Consider the following 16,411-nt stretch of genomic DNA (forward strand, 5'->3'; position numbering starts at 1 on the left):
GCCTGGTCCCGCCCACGCGGCGAAGCCGCAGATCAGCAGAGCCCCGCGCCCCTGGGTGTTGCAACTACCTGCGGCAACAAAGCCCCCGCCTGGTCCCGCCCACGCGGCGAAGCCGCAGATCAGCAGAGCCCCGCGCCCCTGGGTGTTGCAACTACCTGCGGCAACAAAGCCCCCGCCTGGTCGCGCCCACGCGGCGAAGCCGCGGATCAGCAGAGCCCCGCGCCCCTGGATAGTGCAACGTCCCTCAGCGCATAGCTACCTGTCAGAGATCGAGCAGGCCGGCGTGCCGCCGGGGAGGCGGTGGCGGTTGGTGGCGATCCAGATGTACAGCTCCGAGAGGAGGAAGCGGAGGCCCGGCAGGAACGCCAGAGCGCCCAGCACCGTCCAGGGGAACCGCCTGCTGCGTAGCAACAGCTTCGCTGCCGCGTCGGCGCCGCCGACGACCGTGCCCGTGGGGGTGATCCAGAGGACCTCGCGCTCCGCGCGGGCCTCGGAGACCGCGCCGTCGGTGAAGGACGCCAGCGCGTCCAGGTCCGCGCGTTGGTACGGGATCGCCGTCCAGCCCGACGTACCGAGGACGCGCTCCGCCGTCCGCACGGACGTCGTACAGAAGGCGCAGTCGCCGTCGTAGAGCAGGACCGGGGTGCCCGCAGTGAGCTCCATACAGCCATTCTCGCAGGTCCGACGGGAACCCCTGACACCGGGTGATCGGCGGCGATACCCTGACTCCGCAGGCCCGTTGACACACGCTCAGAGAGGATTCGCCGTGACGATGAGCGACATCGGGCCGCAGGTGCTGCGGACCGATCCGTCACCGAGCTCGGGGGCCACCACCTCCCTCTCCTCCCTCGCCTACCGCGACGGCGACTTCGAGCGGCTGCTCGACCTCTCCGAGGGCGTCAAGCACAAGTCGGGCCGGATCCGGCTGCTCTCCCCCAACCTCGGCGAGGCCTTCTGCGAGGCCGTGCTGGCCCGCACCCTCGGCGCGACGCGCAAGCCGATGGTGCCGTCGTACGGCGCGGCGTCGCGCCTCGTCGTCGAGCACTGCCTGGAGGCGGAGGACGTCCGCCACCAGCGGGACAAGCGGCTGACCTTGGTGGCCGTCGTCTTCGGACTGCTGTTCCTGCCCGGGGCGTTGCTCTGGCTGCTGGTCTTCGAGGCCGCCCGGCGGTCCGGTGCGAAGCGGCGCGAGGTGGTGCAGAACTTCGGCGTGCTCGTGGCCGTGCTGATCGCGGGCCTGCTGGCGTGGCGACCGGGCACCGTCACCGGGTTCTGGGGCGACTACCTGCGCGTCATGTGCATCGTGCCGGTGGCCGGCTGGTTCGTGGCGCGGCAGATCTGCGTGCGCACCTCCGAGCAGTTGCGGTCGCGCTGGCGCTCGCTGCTCGAGGGCGGCGCCCTCGGGCCGACCGTGCCGGGCGCGGTGCCCAAGGGGCCGGACGACCACAAGGCCGAGAACCAGCGCAAGCAGCTGTCCAAGCTCTCCGCCGAGCAGGACACCAACATCGTCCACTACGCCGGTTCCAAGGGAATACTCGGCCTCGGCCCCCGCTGGGCGTCCTGGCAGCTCGCCGAACAGCTCAAGCCCGCACCGGGGTTCGAGGAGATTCGCCCGTTCCACGCCTTCGACCTGGTGCGGAAGATGGACGAGCGCCTGGGCCGGCTCAAGCGCTCGCCGCTGGCGGACGGCGGCGTCCCCGGCGTCGACGTGAAGCACTGGGTGGTGCTGCCGCTGGGCGAGGGCGCGGACGAGTTCGGCCGGCCGTCGGGGCCGGAGATGGACGGCTTCCTGATGCGGCCGTCCGCGGTGGCCGACGTCGCGAACAAGCAGTCCTTCGGGAGCAGCCCCCGGCACTACCTGGGCACCCAGTTCGTGCTCTGGAACGGCCAGTTGGTCATCACCATGATGACCAGGGTGAGCGTGCTCTCGGAGACGCTGCGGATCGAGGTCTCCGGTCACGCGCTCGGCCCGCTGCCGGGCTGGTTCGGCGACAAGCCGAAGGCGCCGGAGAAGCAGGTGCAGAAGACCGGCAAGTTCTGGGAGGAGCGGACGGTCACCCTGCCCGTCGTCACCAACGCCGAGGTGGTGCGACTGGCCACCCGGGCGCCGTTCACCTGGAACCAGGGGCTGTTGAACTGGCTGGGCGGTTCGGTCAAGCTCCCGGAACCGTTCGGCATCCGCTCCGCCTGGGCGGCGCGCCCGTGGAGCAACCGTTTCATGGCCGACGACGCGATCAACATCGCCGTCCCGGTGCTGCGCGCGGTCCACGAGGCGACGTTGGACGTGCTGCGGGACCACGACATCGACGTCGAGCGCTTCCAGAACCGCTCGCAGATGCTGGGCTCGGAGGCCCAGGGCATCCGGCCGTTCAAGGCCGACGTGTACGACGCGTGAGAGCGACCGTACGACGAGGGGCCCCGGACGCGATGTCCGGGGCCCCTCGCTCTGCATGCTCGCTCAGTCCTGCATGCCCGCTCACTCCTGCATCCCCGCTCAGTCCTGCGGCCAGGCCTCGGCGACCAACTTGCGGGTCTCGCTCAGCATCTGCGGCAGCACCTTGACCCGGCCGACGACCGGCATGAAGTTCGTGTCCCCGCCCCAGCGCGGCACGATGTGCTGGTGCAGGTGGGCCGCGATACCCGCGCCGCCCGCCGAGCCCTGGTTGATGCCGATGTTGAAGCCGTGCGCGCCGGACGCCGTGCGCAGCGCCGTCATCGCCTGCTTGGTCAGGTCGGCGATCTCGACCGTCTCCTCCGCCGTCAGCTCGGTGTAGTCGGCGACGTGGCGGTACGGGACGGCCATCAAGTGGCCACCGTTGTAGGGGTACTTGTTGAGGACGGCGTAGGCGTGCACCCCACGCCGGACGATCAGACCGTCCTCGTCGCTCATCGACGGAATGGCGCAGAAGGGACAGCCGTCGTCCGGCTCGGGGCCGGTCGGCTTGTCCTCGCCCTGGATGTAGGCCATCCGGTGCGGGGTCCAGAGGCGGCCGAACCCGTCAGGGATGCTCTGCTCCTCGTACTGTTCGTACGGCTCCGTGGTCATGCTGATCAGCATAGGCGGAGGGCGGCCCCGGCTGGGACCGCCCTCACCACACCCATACCCGCTGCTCCGGCGGGACAGCGGACCTCGGACTCAGACCTGGACGCGGCGCTCCACCACGTCGAGCAGTTCGGCCAGCGCCTCCTCGCGGGAGATGCCGTTCTTCTGCGAGCCGTCGCGGTAGCGGAAGGAGACGGTGCCCGCGGCCATGTCCTCGTCGCCGACGATGACCATGAACGGGACCTTCTGCTTCTGGTGGTTGCGGATCTTCTTCTGCATCCGGTCCCCGGAGGCGTCCACCTCGAAGCGCAGGCCCTTGGCCTTGGCCTCGCGGGCGAACTCCTGGAGGTACTCGACGTGGCCGTCGCCGATCGGGATCCCGACCGCCTGGACCGGGGCCAGCCACGGCGGCATGGCGCCCGCGTAGTGCTCCAGCAGCACCGCGAAGAAGCGCTCGATCGAGCCGAACAGCGCACGGTGGATCATGACCGGACGCTGACGGGTGCCGTCTGCCGAGGTGTACTCGAGGTCGAACCGCTCCGGCAGGTTGAAGTCGACCTGGATGGTCGACATCTGCCAGGTGCGGCCGATGGCGTCCTTGGCCTGGACGGAGATCTTCGGGCCGTAGAAGGCCGCGCCGCCCGGGTCCGGGACGAGCGGCAGGCCCTGCTTCTCGGCGGCCTTGCGCAGCGTCTCGGTCGCCTCCTCCCAAACCTCGTCCGACCCGATGTACTTCTCCGGGTCCTTGGTGGAGAGCTCCAGGTAGAAGTCGTTCAGGCCGTAGTCGCGCAGCAGGTCCAGCACGAAGGTCAGCAGCGAGTCGAGCTCGTCCGCCATCTGCTCCTTGGTGCAGTAGATGTGCGCGTCGTCCTGGGTGAAGCCGCGGGCGCGGGTCAGGCCGTGGACCACGCCGGACTTCTCGTACCGGTACACCGTGCCGAACTCGAACAGGCGCAGCGGGAGCTCACGGTAGGAGCGCCCACGGGCGTCGAAGATCAGGTTGTGCATCGGGCAGTTCATGGGCTTGAGGTAGTAGTCCACGCCCTCGTCGAGCTGCATGGGCGGGTACATGCCGTCCGCGTACCAGTCCAGGTGGCCCGACTGCTCGAAGAGGGTGCCCTTGGTGGCGTGCGGGGTGTAGACGAACTCGTAGCCCGCCTGCTCGTGCCGCTTGCGCGAGTAGTCCTCCATCGCGCGGCGGATGATGCCGCCCTTGGGGTGGAAGACCGCGAGGCCGGAGCCGATCTGCTCCGGGATGGAGAAGAGGTCCAGCTCGCTGCCGAGCTTGCGGTGGTCGCGCTTCTCGGCCTCCTCCAGGAAGTCGAGGTACGCCTTCAGCTCGTCCTTGGACGGCCAGGCGGTGCCGTAGATGCGCTGCAGCATCGGGTTCTTCTCGCTGCCGCGCCAGTACGCGGCGGCGTTGCGCATCAGCTTGAAGGCCGGGATCAGCCGGGTGCTGGGCAGGTGCGGACCGCGGCAGAGGTCCTTCCAGCACAGGTCGCCGGTCTTGGCGTCCAGGTTGTCGTAGATGGTCAGCTCGCCGCCGCCCACCTCGACGTCCGCGCCGTCGTCGGAGGAGGCGGAGCCCTTGAGGCCGATCAACTCCAGCTTGTACGGCTCGTTCGCCAGCTCCTCGCGGGCCGACTCCTCGGTGACCACGCGGCGCTGGAAGCGCTGGCCGCGCTTCTGGATCTCCTGCATCTTCTTCTCGATGACCTTGAGGTCCTCGGGGGTGAACGGCTTCTCGACGTCGAAGTCGTAGTAGAAGCCGTCCTTGATGGGCGGGCCGATGCCGAGCTTGGCCTCCGGGAAGACCTCCTGGACGGCCTGGGCCATGACGTGCGCGGTGGAGTGGCGCAGGATGTTGAGGCCGTCCTCGCTGGTGATCTCCACCGGCTCGACCTCGTCGCCGTCAACCAGCGTGTAGGTGAGGTCCTTGAGCTCGCCGCCGACCTTGGCGGCGATGACAGCGCGCTCACCCGGGAAGAGCTCGGCGGCCGTCGTGCCCGTCGTCACCACGCGGTCTTCCCGGTCGGGTTCGCGATTGATGATCACACGGACGTCCGACACCGGACTCTCCTGACTCTCGGTTCCTCGTGGAAGGGCAGCAGTGCGCTGCGATCACGATGGTACCGACCCGGCGGGCGCCCTCGCGCAGGCTCACCCCGCTGCACCGCGGTCGGGGCCGGGGCCAGGGCCGGGGTCGCTGTCGGGGTCCGTGTCGGTATCGGTGTCGTCCTCGCCCTCGACGCCGTCCGACTCACCCCCGCCGGGGCCGCTCAGGCGCAGCGTCTTGGCCAGGCGGTCGCGTTCGGCCTCGTCGAGCTCGACCACGGCGACGTCACGGGCGCCGGTGATCTTGCGGAAGCCGCCCTTGCGCTCCAACAGGCCACGCAACCGGACCGGTGCCCCCTCCAGATGGGCGGTCACCGCGGTGCGGTAGTCGCGGTCGCCGAGGCGGACCCGGACCTCCTCGACATCCGCGCCGCTCAGCACCCGCAACCGGACCACGCCCTCCGCTCCCGGGACGGCCCGCTTGAGGCGGACCACCGCGCCGGTGAGGGCGACCTCGACGGCGGGTTCGCTGCGTTCGAGCCGGGCCGCCGCCGCTTCCAGGGCCGGAAGGTCGCCGGGCGAGAAGTCGACGACCAGGCGCCGGTTGCCGAACCCATGCGGGACGCCGACCTGCGCCGACCAGTGCAAGCCGACCTGCGCGCCCTCGCTGCCGCGGACCAGGTGGGCGACCGAGCCGACCAGTTCGCGGCTCAGCCCGAGCCGGACGCCGTTGTCGAACGCGTCGGTCTGGCCGGTGGCCCGCTGCAGGTCGATCGCGTCCCGCAGCGTCTCCAGCGCGCGGACCAGGGTGGTCGTGGCGAGCCGGTCGGCGGGCGCGGGGCTGTAGGCGGTGAGCAACCCGGCGCCGGTGCCGGGCGCGACGACCAGGACCCGCTCGACGTACTCGGCGGCGTAGGCGTCCAGCCGCGCACCGAAGTACGCCGCCCGGGCCTGCCCGGCCTTGGCCGCCGCCGCGAGCATGGCGGCGGCGGCCGAACGCAGCTCCGCCTCCGCGCCCCAGGCCACCGCTCCACCGACACCGGGCACCTCGCGTCGCCAGTGGATCTCGTCGCCGGGGACGAGCAGCGCGGCCAGGATGGCGCGGGCCGAGGGGACGCCGGAGCGGGAGAGGGTGAGGACGGCCTCCTCGATCAGGTCGAGGCTGTCGTCGAAGTGACGGTCACCCGGGACCAACAGGCTGGTGTCCGGCTCCAGGTCGTCGGGCGGGGCCCAGCGGCTGTAGCGGCCCTGCGCACCGCCCTTGCGGATCCAGCCGTGCCGGGCGAGCAGGGTGGTGAGCACGGCGGGGTCGACCCGTCCGGGGTCGGGCAGATCGGGTTCGGCGGGGGGCAGCAGGGTGCGTCCGCCCCGGGCTCGCACGGCGGCGCGGGCCACGGGGATCACGGAATCTGCCGGGGTGTCCTGCCGCCTGGCTGTCACGCGTGCCCTCCCGAGCCGGTGGGATGCCCGTGAATCGGGATGATCACGGCCGGTCGCCCGCCCCCACACGCGCCATGATGGCGCACAGGGCGCGGTCGTCGAAGACCTGCTCCGTCGGTATCCGGACATTCGTCCGCCGCCTGCCGGTGATCGGATGTCCGGCCAGGTTGACCCAGTAGCAGCAGTGCCGCAGCTCCAGCCGGTCGGGCCGGGCGAGCAGCCACTGGTCGACCTGACGGGGCGCCAGCATCACCACCAGGATCTTGTGCACGGCGACCCGGGGGTGGGCGAGTTTGCGCAGGTGGTCGTTGTCGAGGGTGAAGCTGAAGTGCGGTCCGGCCGGGTTCGGCGGGATCTGCGCGGTGCATTTGAGCTGGACCTTGATGGTGGCCTCGTCGTCGACCAGGTGGGCGGAGTTGCCGTGGCTGAGATGCCAGTCGATCCCGTTGTCCGGGAAGGGTGAGGCGAGGGCGCAGCCCGCGGCGGCCGCCACGGCATGGAGATACCCCACCTGCAGCGTCTCCATGCAGGAGGTGACGGCGAGTTGACCGCGAAGAGAACGCCCGTCCGGCGCGGCCGGTTCGGGCCAGGTAGTTGCCATCGGTACCGCTCCGGTCCAGACGACGGGCGGATCCGCCCCGTTTCGGACACCCCGTCAACTTCGGTCTTTCCACGACTGGATGGCGTGAAACAACGCAACAGCTGTGTATCTCCGACAGGAGGATTGAATGCGGAAAGTGACCGGGTATTACCCAGGTGTGAACCGTTTCTGCCATCCGTCGAGATCACAGCGACGGGGCGAGAAAGGACAGCAGAAAGGACAGGGGGACGGTGATGACGCTCTGGCACGAAGGGCCGCTCGCGTCCTTCGACACCGAGACCACCGGCGTCGACGTCGAACGCGACCGGATCGTGACGGCCGCTCTGGTGCTGCAGGACGCGCCGGGCGGCGAACTGCGGCGGCTGGACTGGGCCGTCGACCCGGGCCTGCCGATTCCCGCGCAGGCCACGGCGGTGCACGGACTGACCGACTCCTGGGCGCGCGAGCACGGCCGGGCACCGGGAGTCGTGGTGGAGGAGATCGCGCACGCGCTGGCCGAAAGCGCGCGCGCCGGACGGCCGTTGGTGGTGATGAACGCCCCCTACGACCTCACCCTCCTCGACCGCGAACTGCGCCGCCACCGTAATCTGATGCTCAGTCACTACTTTTCCGGCACACCGCTGTTGGTTCTGGACCCCTGGGTGCTGGACAAGCATCTCGACCGCTACCGCAAGGGCCGGCGGACCCTCGCCGCACTGTGCGCGAGCTACGACGTCCCACTGGCGGACGCGCACGACGCCGGCGCCGACGCCACGGCGGCGATGGAGCTGACCAGGGCCATAGGGCGTCGTCACCACGGCCGCCTGGAGGGGTTGACCACGGCGGAGCTGCATCTGCGTCAGGCGGTGTGGCACGCGGCGCAGGCGCGCGGACTCGAACAGTGGTTCTCGCGCAGCGGTACACCCACCCCGGTGGATCGGGCCTGGCCGCTGCGGCTCCCCCTGGAGCAGGCCGCCTGAGTGGCGGAGGAAGGTCTGGCGAAGGCCCTGCGAAGGACCGAAAGAAGGGGAAGAACAGCTGAAGGCCCCTCAACTGAGGGGCCTTCATGTCCTGCACGGGTGGGCGATACTGGGTTCGAACCAGTGACCTCTTCGGTGTGAACGAAGCGCTCTCCCACTGAGCTAATCGCCCGGGCACGCAGAGAACATTAGCACTGCCTGGGCCGATGCCAGAAATGCCTATCCCGAGCCCTCGTCGTTCGACTCGAACGATCCGAACGATTCGAACACCAGTGCTAACCTGGTCGTATGGCCACCGCACTGCTGCTCCTCGACGTCCAGCGCGACATGCTGCTCACCCCCTCCGTCGCCTCGTCCCTGCGCACACTGCTCAGTCGGGCCAGAAACGCGGGTGCGCCCGTCGTCCACGTCCGCAGCGACGGCCAGCCACTGCTCTTCGGCTCCTGGCACGGGGAAACAGTGGTCGACCGCACCGACGAGAACGCCTTCCTCGGCAGCGCCCTCACCGAGGCGCTCCCGGCGGGGAGCCGACTGGTGGTGGCCGGAGTCTGGAGCGAGCACGCCGTCTCGGCCACGGTGACGGCGGCGCTCGGACGCGGCTACCGCGTGGTGCTGGCCTCCGGCGCGCACGAGGGGTTCACCATGGAGGCGGCGCGACGGGTGGAGGACGAGCTGGCGGCGGTCGGCGCGGTGATCGCCGACGCGGACGCGGTCCCCTTCAGCTGACGCCCCGCTGATCCGGCTGAAGCCGCGCTGCTCCGATCGGGACACGCCGAAGGCCCGCAGGTCGACGACCTGCGAGCCTTCGGTCCGGGGTGGGCGATACTGGGTTCGAACCAGTGACCTCTTCGGTGTGAACGAAGCGCTCTCCCACTGAGCTAATCGCCCGGGCGCAGGGAAAACACTACCGCATGCCGACCCCTGCTCCGGCACCGCTCCGGCCCGTTGCGCCGGGGCGCTGGCAGAGCTGCGCCCACTGGCCGGACACTGGCTGAAAACCGTCCCTGGACGAACCGCGAAACGGCTCTCACCTGCCGCTTCGTGTGACTCCTGTGACGTCTGTGACGACTGCGCCAGATGGGGTATCCGGAGCGCACTAATCCGGACAGAGGGGTTTACACCGGGCCCAACGGTGGGATGGTCCGTTCGCCGACGTGCGATCCCCGAGCGCACACTGAGCGAAAGGCCTTGGCGCTTATGAACACCACGGTCAGCTGCGAGCTGCACCTGCGCCTCATCGTGTCGAGCGAGTCTTCCCTCCCCGTTCCGGCGGGGCTGCGCTACGACACGGCCGACCCCTATGCCGTGCACGCCACCTTCCACACGGGCGCCGACGAGACCGTCGACTGGGTGTTCGCCCGCGACCTCCTCGCGGAGGGGCTGCACCGGCCGACCGGGACCGGCGATGTCCGTGTCTGGCCCTCACGCAGCCACGGACAAGGAGTCGTCTGCATCGCGTTGAGCTCTCCCGAGGGAGAAGCCCTGCTGGAAGCCCCGGCCCGCGCGCTGGAGTCCTTCCTCAAGCGAACCGACGCCGCGGTCCCCCCGGGGACCGAGCACCGGCACTTCGACCTCGACAGGGAGCTGAGCCACATCCTGGCGGAGAGCTAGCACCATGCGCTGACCTCGCACAGCGCAGCACCTACATGCGCGGGCGTGCTACTCGGGGGCACGCGGCGCAGCACGGCAAGGCCGTTGCGGCCCGGTGATGGAGACCCCATCGCCGGGCCGCAGCGGCTTTTCCAGGCCCCTCACACGTCGGTCGCCTCGTCGGTCGCCACGTCGCCGCCACGTGGGTCGCCGCATCCGTCGACACGTCAGTCGACGCGCGTCACTCCCCCGTTCGGGCCTGTCAGCACGGGCGATGGTGTCGTCATGACCTTGACCCGTCACGAAGGGTAGAGTCCTCGCCAACCAGTCGGCCCCAACCACGCGGCCGAACCGTCGGGCCACGGAGAGCCAGGAGCCCCGCCGTGCTGATCACCCACGACACCGAATGCGCTCTCGACGCTCTGGTCGAGCTGCTGAACACGTCCCCCGAAGCCTGCGGCCAGGAGGCTCTTCCGGACCTGCCCGCCCTGCGCGGCTTCGTGGCACACCGCGAACTGAGCGAGGTGGGACGGCTGACCGCCACCGACCTCGACGCGATCCGCCTGCTGCGGGCACGCTTCTGGGAGGTGCTGGGTGCGCCGACCATCCCTGAGGCGGCCGAGCTGCTCAACAGCCTGATCGCCCGGGCCGGCACCACGCCCAGACTGACCGACCACGACGGTCACGACTGGCACATCCACTACTTCGCGCCCGGCGCGGCGCTGGCCGACCGGATGGCCGCCGAGTCCGGGATCGCCCTGTCGATGGTCCTGGTCGCGGGCGAACGCGAGCGGCTGCGCCGCTGCGAGGCCCCCGACTGCGTCCGGGTCTTCGTCGACCTCTCCCGCAACCGCTCGCGCCGCTACTGCGACAGCCGTACCTGCGGCAACCGCCTGCACGTGGCCGCCTACCGCGCGCGGCAGCGCGTCGCTCCCCCGCCGGAGGCCGAGCTCGGCTCCACGCGGAGCGCGGCCGTGGGCGAGACGACGCCGGAGACGCCCGGTGTCGGCGTGGGGACGTGACTGACGGGAACAACGGGAGCGGCGGCCCGACCGACGCGGCGACGGCCGGAACCACGGCGCCCGCGGATTCGGTGCGTCCGCTGGAGCTCTTCTTCGACCTGGTCTTCGTCTTCACCATCACCCAGATCGCCGGGCTGCTCGCAGCCCACCCCGACCTGCTCCGCCTGGCCCAGTCGGCGCTGCTGCTGGCGCTGGTCTGGTGGATGTACGGGGGCTATGCCTGGTTGACCAACGCGCTCGACCTGGAGCAGATCGGCCCCCGCCTGCTGCTCCTGCTCGGAACGGCGGGGTTCTTCGTGATGTCGATGGCGGTGCCGCGCGCGGCGGAACCGGGCCCGTGGGGGCTGGTCTTCGGTGCGGCGTACCTCCTCGTGGTGCTGGTGCACGCCTTCGGATTCCTGGGCACCTCCGGCCACCTCGGGATCACCAGGATCGGCCCGATCAACGTGATCAGCGCGCTGGTGGTGCTCGCCGCCGGGGCGGTTCCCGCGCACGAGCGCGCCTGGGTGTGGGCGGTCGCCGTGCTGATCGAGTGGGTGACTCCGTTCCACGGCGGCGTCGGCGGGTTCAGCGTGGGCGTCGGGCACTTCGTGGAGCGGCACGGGCTGGCGGTGATCATCGTGCTCGGCGAGTCGATCACCGAGGTCGGCGCGGCGGCGACGCACGAGGACCGGCTGACGGCGGTGCTGGTGGGCGCTCTGCTGGCGCTGGCCGTCAGCGCGGCGATGTGGTGGCTCTACTTCGACCGCGAGGAGCACGACAGTCTGACCCTGCTGGAGCGGGTCCCGGCGCAACGTCGCACCCGCGTCGCGGTCCTCTCCTTCGGCTACGCGTACCTGTTCGTCATCTTCGGCATCGCCCTTTCGGCGGTCGGGATGCAGGAGGCGATCGACGCGTTCACCGAGCCGTTGCACGGACTGCCCGCCGCCATGCTGCCGCTCGGGACCGCCCTGTACCTCGTTGGACTGGCCTACTTCCACTGGACCTTGGCCGGGCGGTGGCCCGTGCCGCGCCTGGTGGCCGCAGCCGCCGTGCTCGCCGCGGGCGTGCCCGCACTGCTCTGGTCCGGGGGCTGTGCGGCCCTGGCCGCGACGGCCGGCCTGCTGATCGGCCTGATTCTGTGGGAACGGACGCGCCTGAAGCGGGCGTGATCCGACGGCCGCCGAGCGCGCGGGCAGTCGCCCGGCCAGCCGCCCGGAGAGCCGGTCAGATGCCGCGGCGCTTGAGGATCTCCTCGATGTCGGAGAAGTCGCCCAGGTCCGTACCGCCGCTCCCACCGGACGTGCCGGGCTTGCCGGACTTGCCGGACGACGAGGCGGGAAGTGCCTGGCCGGCTCCCGCCGGGCGTCCGGTGGTGGCCGCCGGGGCGGGCTGCTTGGCGGCGACCGACGTGCCGTTGCCCTGCGACGTGCCCTTCCCCCTGCCCCGACGCAGCCGCACGCCGGTGCTGAACAGCACTACGACCGCCACGCCCAGCATCACGACCCCGATCCACACCCGGGGGTCGAAGACCAGGTGAGTGGCCCAGCTCGCCAGGCTGTGGCCGATCTGCCGGAAGACCGTGATCAGGCCGGTCAGCCAGAGCCCGGTCGGGACCAGAGCGACCGCGAGCCACCGGATCCCCGCCCGAAACCGTCCGCGCGAGGCGGTGAGCACCGCGAGCACCACGCCCACGGCCGAGAGTGCCATGCAGATGATGCCGGTCATGATCGGGCTCTCCTTCTGCTGCCGGGATGCCGCCGGGCTGCTGGGCCAGCGGGCGTCATAACCATCGTGCCCATAAATGGGAGACTTGCGAGCATGACCGAAAGTTCCTCGGGCGCGTCCGCGTCCCCCGTCAAGACCGTCGAGCTCTGGTGCGAGCTGCAGTGTCCCGACTGCGCCACCGCGCTCGACGACGTACACGCGCTGCGCGCCGCGCACGGCGACCGCGTGGAGATCGTGCTGCGCCACTTCCCGCTGGAGAAGCACACGTTCTCCTTCCAGGCGGCCGAGGCCGCCGAGGAGGCCTTCGCCCAGGGCAAGGGCTGGCCGTTCGTGGAGGCGGTGCTGGCCCGCACCGAGGAGCTGGACCGCAGCGGGCTCAAGCTGCTGCTGAAGGTCGCGGAGGAGCTCGGCCTGGACGCCGAGGAGATGGACACGGCGCTGATCGACGGCCGCCACAGCTTCACGGTCGAGGCCGACCACGCCGAGGGCAAGGCCATCGGCGTCAAGGGCACCCCGAACTGGGTCGTCGGCCGCGAGCGCCTCGACGGCAGCAAGAGCCAGGACGGTCTGCGCGAGCGACTCCTCGCCCTGCTGGGCGAGTGACACCGCCGGCCTGCTGACGTTTTCGGCCGTGGGCCGGACCGGGGAAGTCCCGGTCCGGCCCACGGCCGTTGCTCAGAGCAGCGACTTGCCGAAGACCCAGCGGACGGTGCGGTAGCCCAGCGACTCGTAGAGCCGCTCGGCCGGGGTGTTCCCGGCGTGGACGTTCAGGCCGAGACGGCGTCGACCGGCGTCGAGGGTGAGGCCCTCGGCGAGCAGCATCAGCGACCGCCCGTGGCCGCGACCCCGCTGCGCCTCGTCCACCAACACGTCGTAGACCCAGGCCGGTCGGCGGCCCGACTCGGAGGTGTTGATCCAGACCGTCCCGACCGGGACGCCGTCGACGGTCAGGCGACTGATCACGGTGTCCGGGGTGTCGAGGCCCCCGCCGAGCATGGCCGCGTGGTCCGCGTCGCTCTTGATCCGCGCCTGGTCGGGCGTCATCCCCATGCCGACCAGCAGCTCGAGATAGCCCGCCGTCTCCTGCGCCAGCCACACCGGGTACTCCGCCCAGGTCATCGGTCGGCCGACCGTTCCGGCGGGCAACACCGGTGCGGTGTCCGGGAGTTGCTTGACCATGTTGCGGGCGGCCGGGGCGTAGCCGAGGCCCGCCACCCAGCGGATGGCGCGGTCGGGCTCGGGCGAGCGCTCCGGCAGCACCGACAGCTCGGCGCGGCGGCAGCCCCAGGAGCGCAGGATCTCCTCGGCGGCGAGGACGGCGACGGTGCCGCGTCCCCGACCGCGATCCGGCTCGTCCACCGCCAGGTCGATCAGCACGCCCACGTCGCCCGGCGCGACGCGCAGGCGGACGCCGCCGACCGGCCGTCCGTTGACGCAGATCGCGTAGTCACGCCCGCGCCCGCCGAGCGGCGTCCGGGTCTCGGGACCGGTCGGGCGCAGGGTCGTCGTCACTACGGCTCCAGGTCGGCGGCGGCGCGCGCGGCGAAGATCTCGCCGACCTTGACGGTCACGTGGCCCGGCGCGCCAGCGAGTTCGCGTTGGTCGACCCGGGAGACGCCCTGGACGTCGCGGAGGGTTCCGGTCAGGAAGACCTCCTCCGCCTCCTGCAGCACCGAGTAGGGCAGGTCGGCCTCCTCCGCGTCGGTCCACTCCAGCACGAGCGCGCGGGTGATCCCGGCCAGGCAGCCGGAGGAGAGCGGTGGGGTGAGCAGTCGACCGCCGACGACCACGAAGACGTTCGAGGCCGTGCCCTCGCACAGCATGCCCGCGGTGTTGGCGAGCAGGGCCTCACCGGCGTCGTGCTGGTGGGCGCGGGCCAGGGCGACGACGTTCTCGGCGTAGGAGGTCGTCTTCAGCCCGGCCGTCGCAGCGTGCTCGTTGCGCCGCCACGGGACGGTGACCACGGGGGTGGCACCGGTCCGTCGGACGGTCGGGCCGAGCGCGACGACGAGCGTGGGCGTAATCTCGCCGCGTTCCGAGCCGAGCGGCGCGACGCCGCCGGTGTAGGTGATCCGGAGCCGTCCCAGCGCCGTCGGGTTGGCCTCCAGCACCGCCGCGCAGGCGCGTTCGACCTCGGCCCGGTCGGGGGTGGGCAACCCGAGGCCGCGCGCGGAACGCTCCAGCCGGTCGATGTGGCGGCGCAGCGCGAAGGGGCGGCCGTCGGTCGTCTTCACCGTCTCGAAGACGCCGTCGCCGACGGTCATGCCGTGGTCGAGGACCGAGACCGTCGCCTCCTCGGCGTCGTGGAGTCGGCCGTTAACCCAGATCTGCACGGTGGCACCCCTCACGCTCAACTCGTTACTGCCGCATACGCTCAACTCACCGCATGCGCGCCGTCACTGAATGCGCTGACCTCACTGCAGGCGCTGAGCTCACTGCATGCTCTCAGCTCGGCACGTGTGCCGACTCGCTTTCCGACGCTATCGCGACCAGTCGGGACGCCTTGAGTTCGGTCTCGGCCCACTCGCGGTCCGGATCGGAGCCCCAGGTGATCCCGGCCCCGGTGCCGAAGCGGACGCAGGGCCCGGCCGGGTCGGCCCGGTCGACCCAGAACGTGCGGATGCCGACCGCGAGTTCGCCGATGCCGCGGTCCGCGTCGACCCAGCCGACCGCGCCGCAGTAGGGGCCGCGGGGCGCCGTCTCCAGCGCGTCGATGATCCGCAGCGCGCTGCTCTTGGGCGCTCCGGTGACCGAGCCCGGCGGGAAGGCGGCCGCCAGCAGCTCCGGCCAGCCCACGCCGGGCCGCAACCGGCCCTCGACCAGCGACACCAGATGCACCAGGCCCGGATGCTTCTCGACCGCGCACAGCTCGGGCACGGTGACGCTGCCGGTGACGCAGACCCGGCCCAGGTCGTTGCGGACCAGATCGACGATCATCACGTTCTCGGCGAAGTCCTTCTCCAGCAGATCGGCCTCGGTGCGGCCGGTGCCCTTGATCGGGCCGGAGCGGACGACGGCCCCGTCCCGGTGCAGGAAGAGCTCGGGCGAGGCGGTCGCCACCTCGACGCCGTGGTCGGGCAGGCGCACGGTGCCCGCGAAGGGGGCCGGGTTGCCCCGGGCCAGGCGCGCGGTCAACGCGTCCACGTCGGCGCGCGACGGATCGGGCAGCGGCGCGGTCAGCACCCGGCAGAGGTTGGCCTGGTAGACCTCGCCCACGGCGATGTACTCGCGGATCCGGCGGACGCCCGCCGTGTAGGCGTCGCGGTCGAGCGAGCTCTGCCAGTCCTGGGGAGCCGGGCCGAGCCAGCCGTCCGATCCCGTCTCCGGGATGTCCGTCTCCGGGATGTCCAGGCGGACGTCCGCGAAGCGGGCGCAGGTGATCCGGCCCTCGAAATCGGCGACGACGGCCCAGAACCCGGCCCCGTCCAGCACCGCCGGATCATTGCTGACCTCGCACAATCCGGTGGCGACCCGGCCGGCGAACCGGGCCATCGGGACGGACGACGGAATCGGATGGATCACGGGTGCTCTCTGCCTTCTGCGGGACGTACGGCAGGCGGAAGTCTAGGTCTCCGCAGGCAGGAGCGCCTGTGGGGGCGACTGCCGACTACGGCACGCAGGTGGATACGGAATTTGAGCTGGGCCCGGAATCCGCTAGAGTTCAACACGTCGCCGGGACGCGGACCGCAGAAAGTAAGCGGAAAGCAGACCGGAGATCACGCGGACGTGGCTCAGTTGGTAGAGCATCACCTTGCCAAGGTGAGGGTCGCGGGTTCGAATCCCGTCGTCCGCTCGGAAGGAAGATCGCTTGTCGGTCTTTTCCTGGTGGAGTGGCCGAGAGGCGAGGCAACGGCCTGCAAAGCCGTGTACACGGGTTCAAATCCCGTCTCCACCTCCATGCGCGATTAGCTCAGCGGGAGAGCGCTTCCCTGACACGGAAGAGGTCACTGGTTCAATCCCAGTATCGCGCACTGCCCCTCCGGGGGCGTGCACC

General features: G+C 70.9%; 16 protein-coding genes and 5 tRNA genes. 10 read left to right on the forward strand and 11 right to left on the reverse strand.

Annotated features, from left to right (window positions below; all coding sequences use genetic code 11):
* Window positions 1-255: 255 nt before the first annotated feature.
* Window positions 256-663: a thiol-disulfide oxidoreductase DCC family protein gene (locus ABH940_RS36350; protein ID WP_370072689.1), complete on the reverse strand. Its 408-nt coding sequence runs from the start codon at window positions 661-663 to the stop codon at window positions 256-258.
* 109 nt (window positions 664-772) lie between these two features.
* On the opposite strand from ABH940_RS36350, the gene ABH940_RS36355 reads away from it, so the two are divergent.
* A complete protein-coding gene (locus ABH940_RS36355; protein ID WP_370072693.1) occupies window positions 773-2,395 on the forward strand; it encodes a hypothetical protein in 1,623 nt (540 codons plus the stop codon).
* A 99-nt stretch (window positions 2,396-2,494) separates the two neighbouring features.
* On the opposite strand, the gene ABH940_RS36360 is transcribed toward ABH940_RS36355, so the two are convergent.
* The 4 genes from ABH940_RS36360 to ABH940_RS36375 form a co-directional block, all read right to left on the reverse strand.
* Window positions 2,495-3,058 carry an HIT domain-containing protein gene (locus ABH940_RS36360; protein WP_370072688.1) on the reverse strand — a complete coding sequence of 188 codons (564 nt, stop codon included), beginning with the start codon at window positions 3,056-3,058 and terminating at the stop codon, window positions 2,495-2,497.
* Window positions 3,059-3,136: 78 nt separating this feature from the next.
* Window positions 3,137-5,113, reverse strand: a complete 1,977-nt coding sequence (thrS, locus tag ABH940_RS36365; protein ID WP_370072687.1) for a threonine--tRNA ligase — start codon at window positions 5,111-5,113, stop codon at window positions 3,137-3,139.
* Between the two features lie 90 nt (window positions 5,114-5,203).
* Complete coding sequence (locus ABH940_RS36370) at window positions 5,204-6,538, reverse strand: hypothetical protein (protein WP_370072686.1); 1,335 nt, start codon at window positions 6,536-6,538, stop codon at window positions 5,204-5,206.
* Between the two features lie 43 nt (window positions 6,539-6,581).
* On the reverse strand, window positions 6,582-7,139 hold the full coding sequence (locus ABH940_RS36375) for a DUF4365 domain-containing protein (RefSeq protein WP_370072685.1): 558 nt from the start codon (window positions 7,137-7,139) through the stop codon (window positions 6,582-6,584).
* 233 nt (window positions 7,140-7,372) lie between these two features.
* On the opposite strand from ABH940_RS36375, the gene ABH940_RS36380 reads away from it, so the two are divergent.
* Window positions 7,373-8,098 (forward strand): exonuclease domain-containing protein, encoded by a 726-nt coding sequence (locus ABH940_RS36380; RefSeq protein ID WP_370072684.1) that lies wholly within the window; start codon window positions 7,373-7,375, stop codon window positions 8,096-8,098.
* A gap of 100 nt (window positions 8,099-8,198) precedes the next feature.
* On the opposite strand, the gene ABH940_RS36385 is transcribed toward ABH940_RS36380, so the two are convergent.
* Window positions 8,199-8,270: transfer RNA gene (locus ABH940_RS36385), tRNA-Val, on the reverse strand.
* A gap of 116 nt (window positions 8,271-8,386) precedes the next feature.
* Between ABH940_RS36385 and ABH940_RS36390 the strand changes: the two genes are divergently transcribed.
* Window positions 8,387-8,824 (forward strand): isochorismatase family protein, encoded by a 438-nt coding sequence (locus ABH940_RS36390; protein ID WP_370107231.1) that lies wholly within the window; start codon window positions 8,387-8,389, stop codon window positions 8,822-8,824.
* Between the two features lie 90 nt (window positions 8,825-8,914).
* Here ABH940_RS36390 and ABH940_RS36395 read toward each other — a convergent pair.
* Window positions 8,915-8,986 (reverse strand) — tRNA-Val (locus tag ABH940_RS36395).
* A gap of 309 nt (window positions 8,987-9,295) precedes the next feature.
* Here ABH940_RS36395 and ABH940_RS36400 point away from each other — a divergent pair.
* From ABH940_RS36400 to ABH940_RS36410, 3 genes are all read left to right on the forward strand, one after another.
* Window positions 9,296-9,709: an SsgA family sporulation/cell division regulator gene (locus tag ABH940_RS36400; protein WP_034091203.1), complete on the forward strand. Its 414-nt coding sequence runs from the start codon at window positions 9,296-9,298 to the stop codon at window positions 9,707-9,709.
* Between the two features lie 362 nt (window positions 9,710-10,071).
* The gene (locus tag ABH940_RS36405) at window positions 10,072-10,710 is read left to right on the forward strand and encodes a CGNR zinc finger domain-containing protein (protein WP_370107232.1); all 639 of its coding nucleotides are present in this window, start codon (window positions 10,072-10,074) and stop codon (window positions 10,708-10,710) included.
* Window positions 10,707-11,861: a low temperature requirement protein A gene (locus ABH940_RS36410; protein ID WP_370107233.1), complete on the forward strand. Its 1,155-nt coding sequence runs from the start codon at window positions 10,707-10,709 to the stop codon at window positions 11,859-11,861. Before ABH940_RS36405 ends, ABH940_RS36410 begins: the two co-directional genes overlap by 4 nt.
* Before the next feature lie 55 nt (window positions 11,862-11,916).
* Here ABH940_RS36410 and ABH940_RS36415 read toward each other — a convergent pair whose 3' ends face one another.
* Complete coding sequence (locus ABH940_RS36415; protein WP_370107234.1) at window positions 11,917-12,417, reverse strand: hypothetical protein; 501 nt, start codon at window positions 12,415-12,417, stop codon at window positions 11,917-11,919.
* A gap of 93 nt (window positions 12,418-12,510) precedes the next feature.
* Here ABH940_RS36415 and ABH940_RS36420 point away from each other — a divergent pair, with 93 nt between their 5' ends.
* The gene (locus ABH940_RS36420; protein WP_370072679.1) at window positions 12,511-13,020 is read left to right on the forward strand and encodes a DsbA family protein; all 510 of its coding nucleotides are present in this window, start codon (window positions 12,511-12,513) and stop codon (window positions 13,018-13,020) included.
* Between the two features lie 72 nt (window positions 13,021-13,092).
* Here ABH940_RS36420 and ABH940_RS36425 read toward each other — a convergent pair whose 3' ends face one another.
* The 3 genes from ABH940_RS36425 to ABH940_RS36435 form a co-directional block, all read right to left on the reverse strand.
* Window positions 13,093-13,929 (reverse strand): GNAT family N-acetyltransferase, encoded by an 837-nt coding sequence (locus ABH940_RS36425; RefSeq protein ID WP_370107235.1) that lies wholly within the window; start codon window positions 13,927-13,929, stop codon window positions 13,093-13,095.
* Window positions 13,929-14,750, reverse strand: coding sequence for an aminotransferase class IV (locus ABH940_RS36430; protein ID WP_370072692.1), 822 nt, complete (start codon window positions 14,748-14,750; stop codon window positions 13,929-13,931). Before ABH940_RS36430 ends, ABH940_RS36425 begins: the two co-directional genes overlap by 1 nt.
* Window positions 14,751-14,862: 112 nt before the next feature.
* Window positions 14,863-15,909, reverse strand: coding sequence for a chorismate-binding protein (locus ABH940_RS36435; protein WP_370107236.1), 1,047 nt, complete (start codon window positions 15,907-15,909; stop codon window positions 14,863-14,865).
* A gap of 228 nt (window positions 15,910-16,137) precedes the next feature.
* On the opposite strand from ABH940_RS36435, the gene ABH940_RS36440 reads away from it, so the two are divergent.
* The 3 genes from ABH940_RS36440 (at window position 16,138) to ABH940_RS36450 (ending at window position 16,388) form a co-directional block, all read left to right on the forward strand.
* Window positions 16,138-16,210, forward strand: a tRNA-Gly gene (locus ABH940_RS36440).
* Window positions 16,211-16,241: 31 nt separating this feature from the next.
* Window positions 16,242-16,315: transfer RNA gene (locus ABH940_RS36445), tRNA-Cys, on the forward strand.
* A gap of 1 nt (window position 16,316) precedes the next feature.
* Window positions 16,317-16,388: transfer RNA gene (locus ABH940_RS36450), tRNA-Val, on the forward strand.
* Window positions 16,389-16,411: the final 23 nt, after the last annotated feature.

Source organism: Streptacidiphilus sp. BW17, assembly GCF_041262485.1.
In the GTDB taxonomy this organism is placed as follows: Bacteria; Actinomycetota; Actinomycetes; order Streptomycetales; family Streptomycetaceae; genus Streptacidiphilus.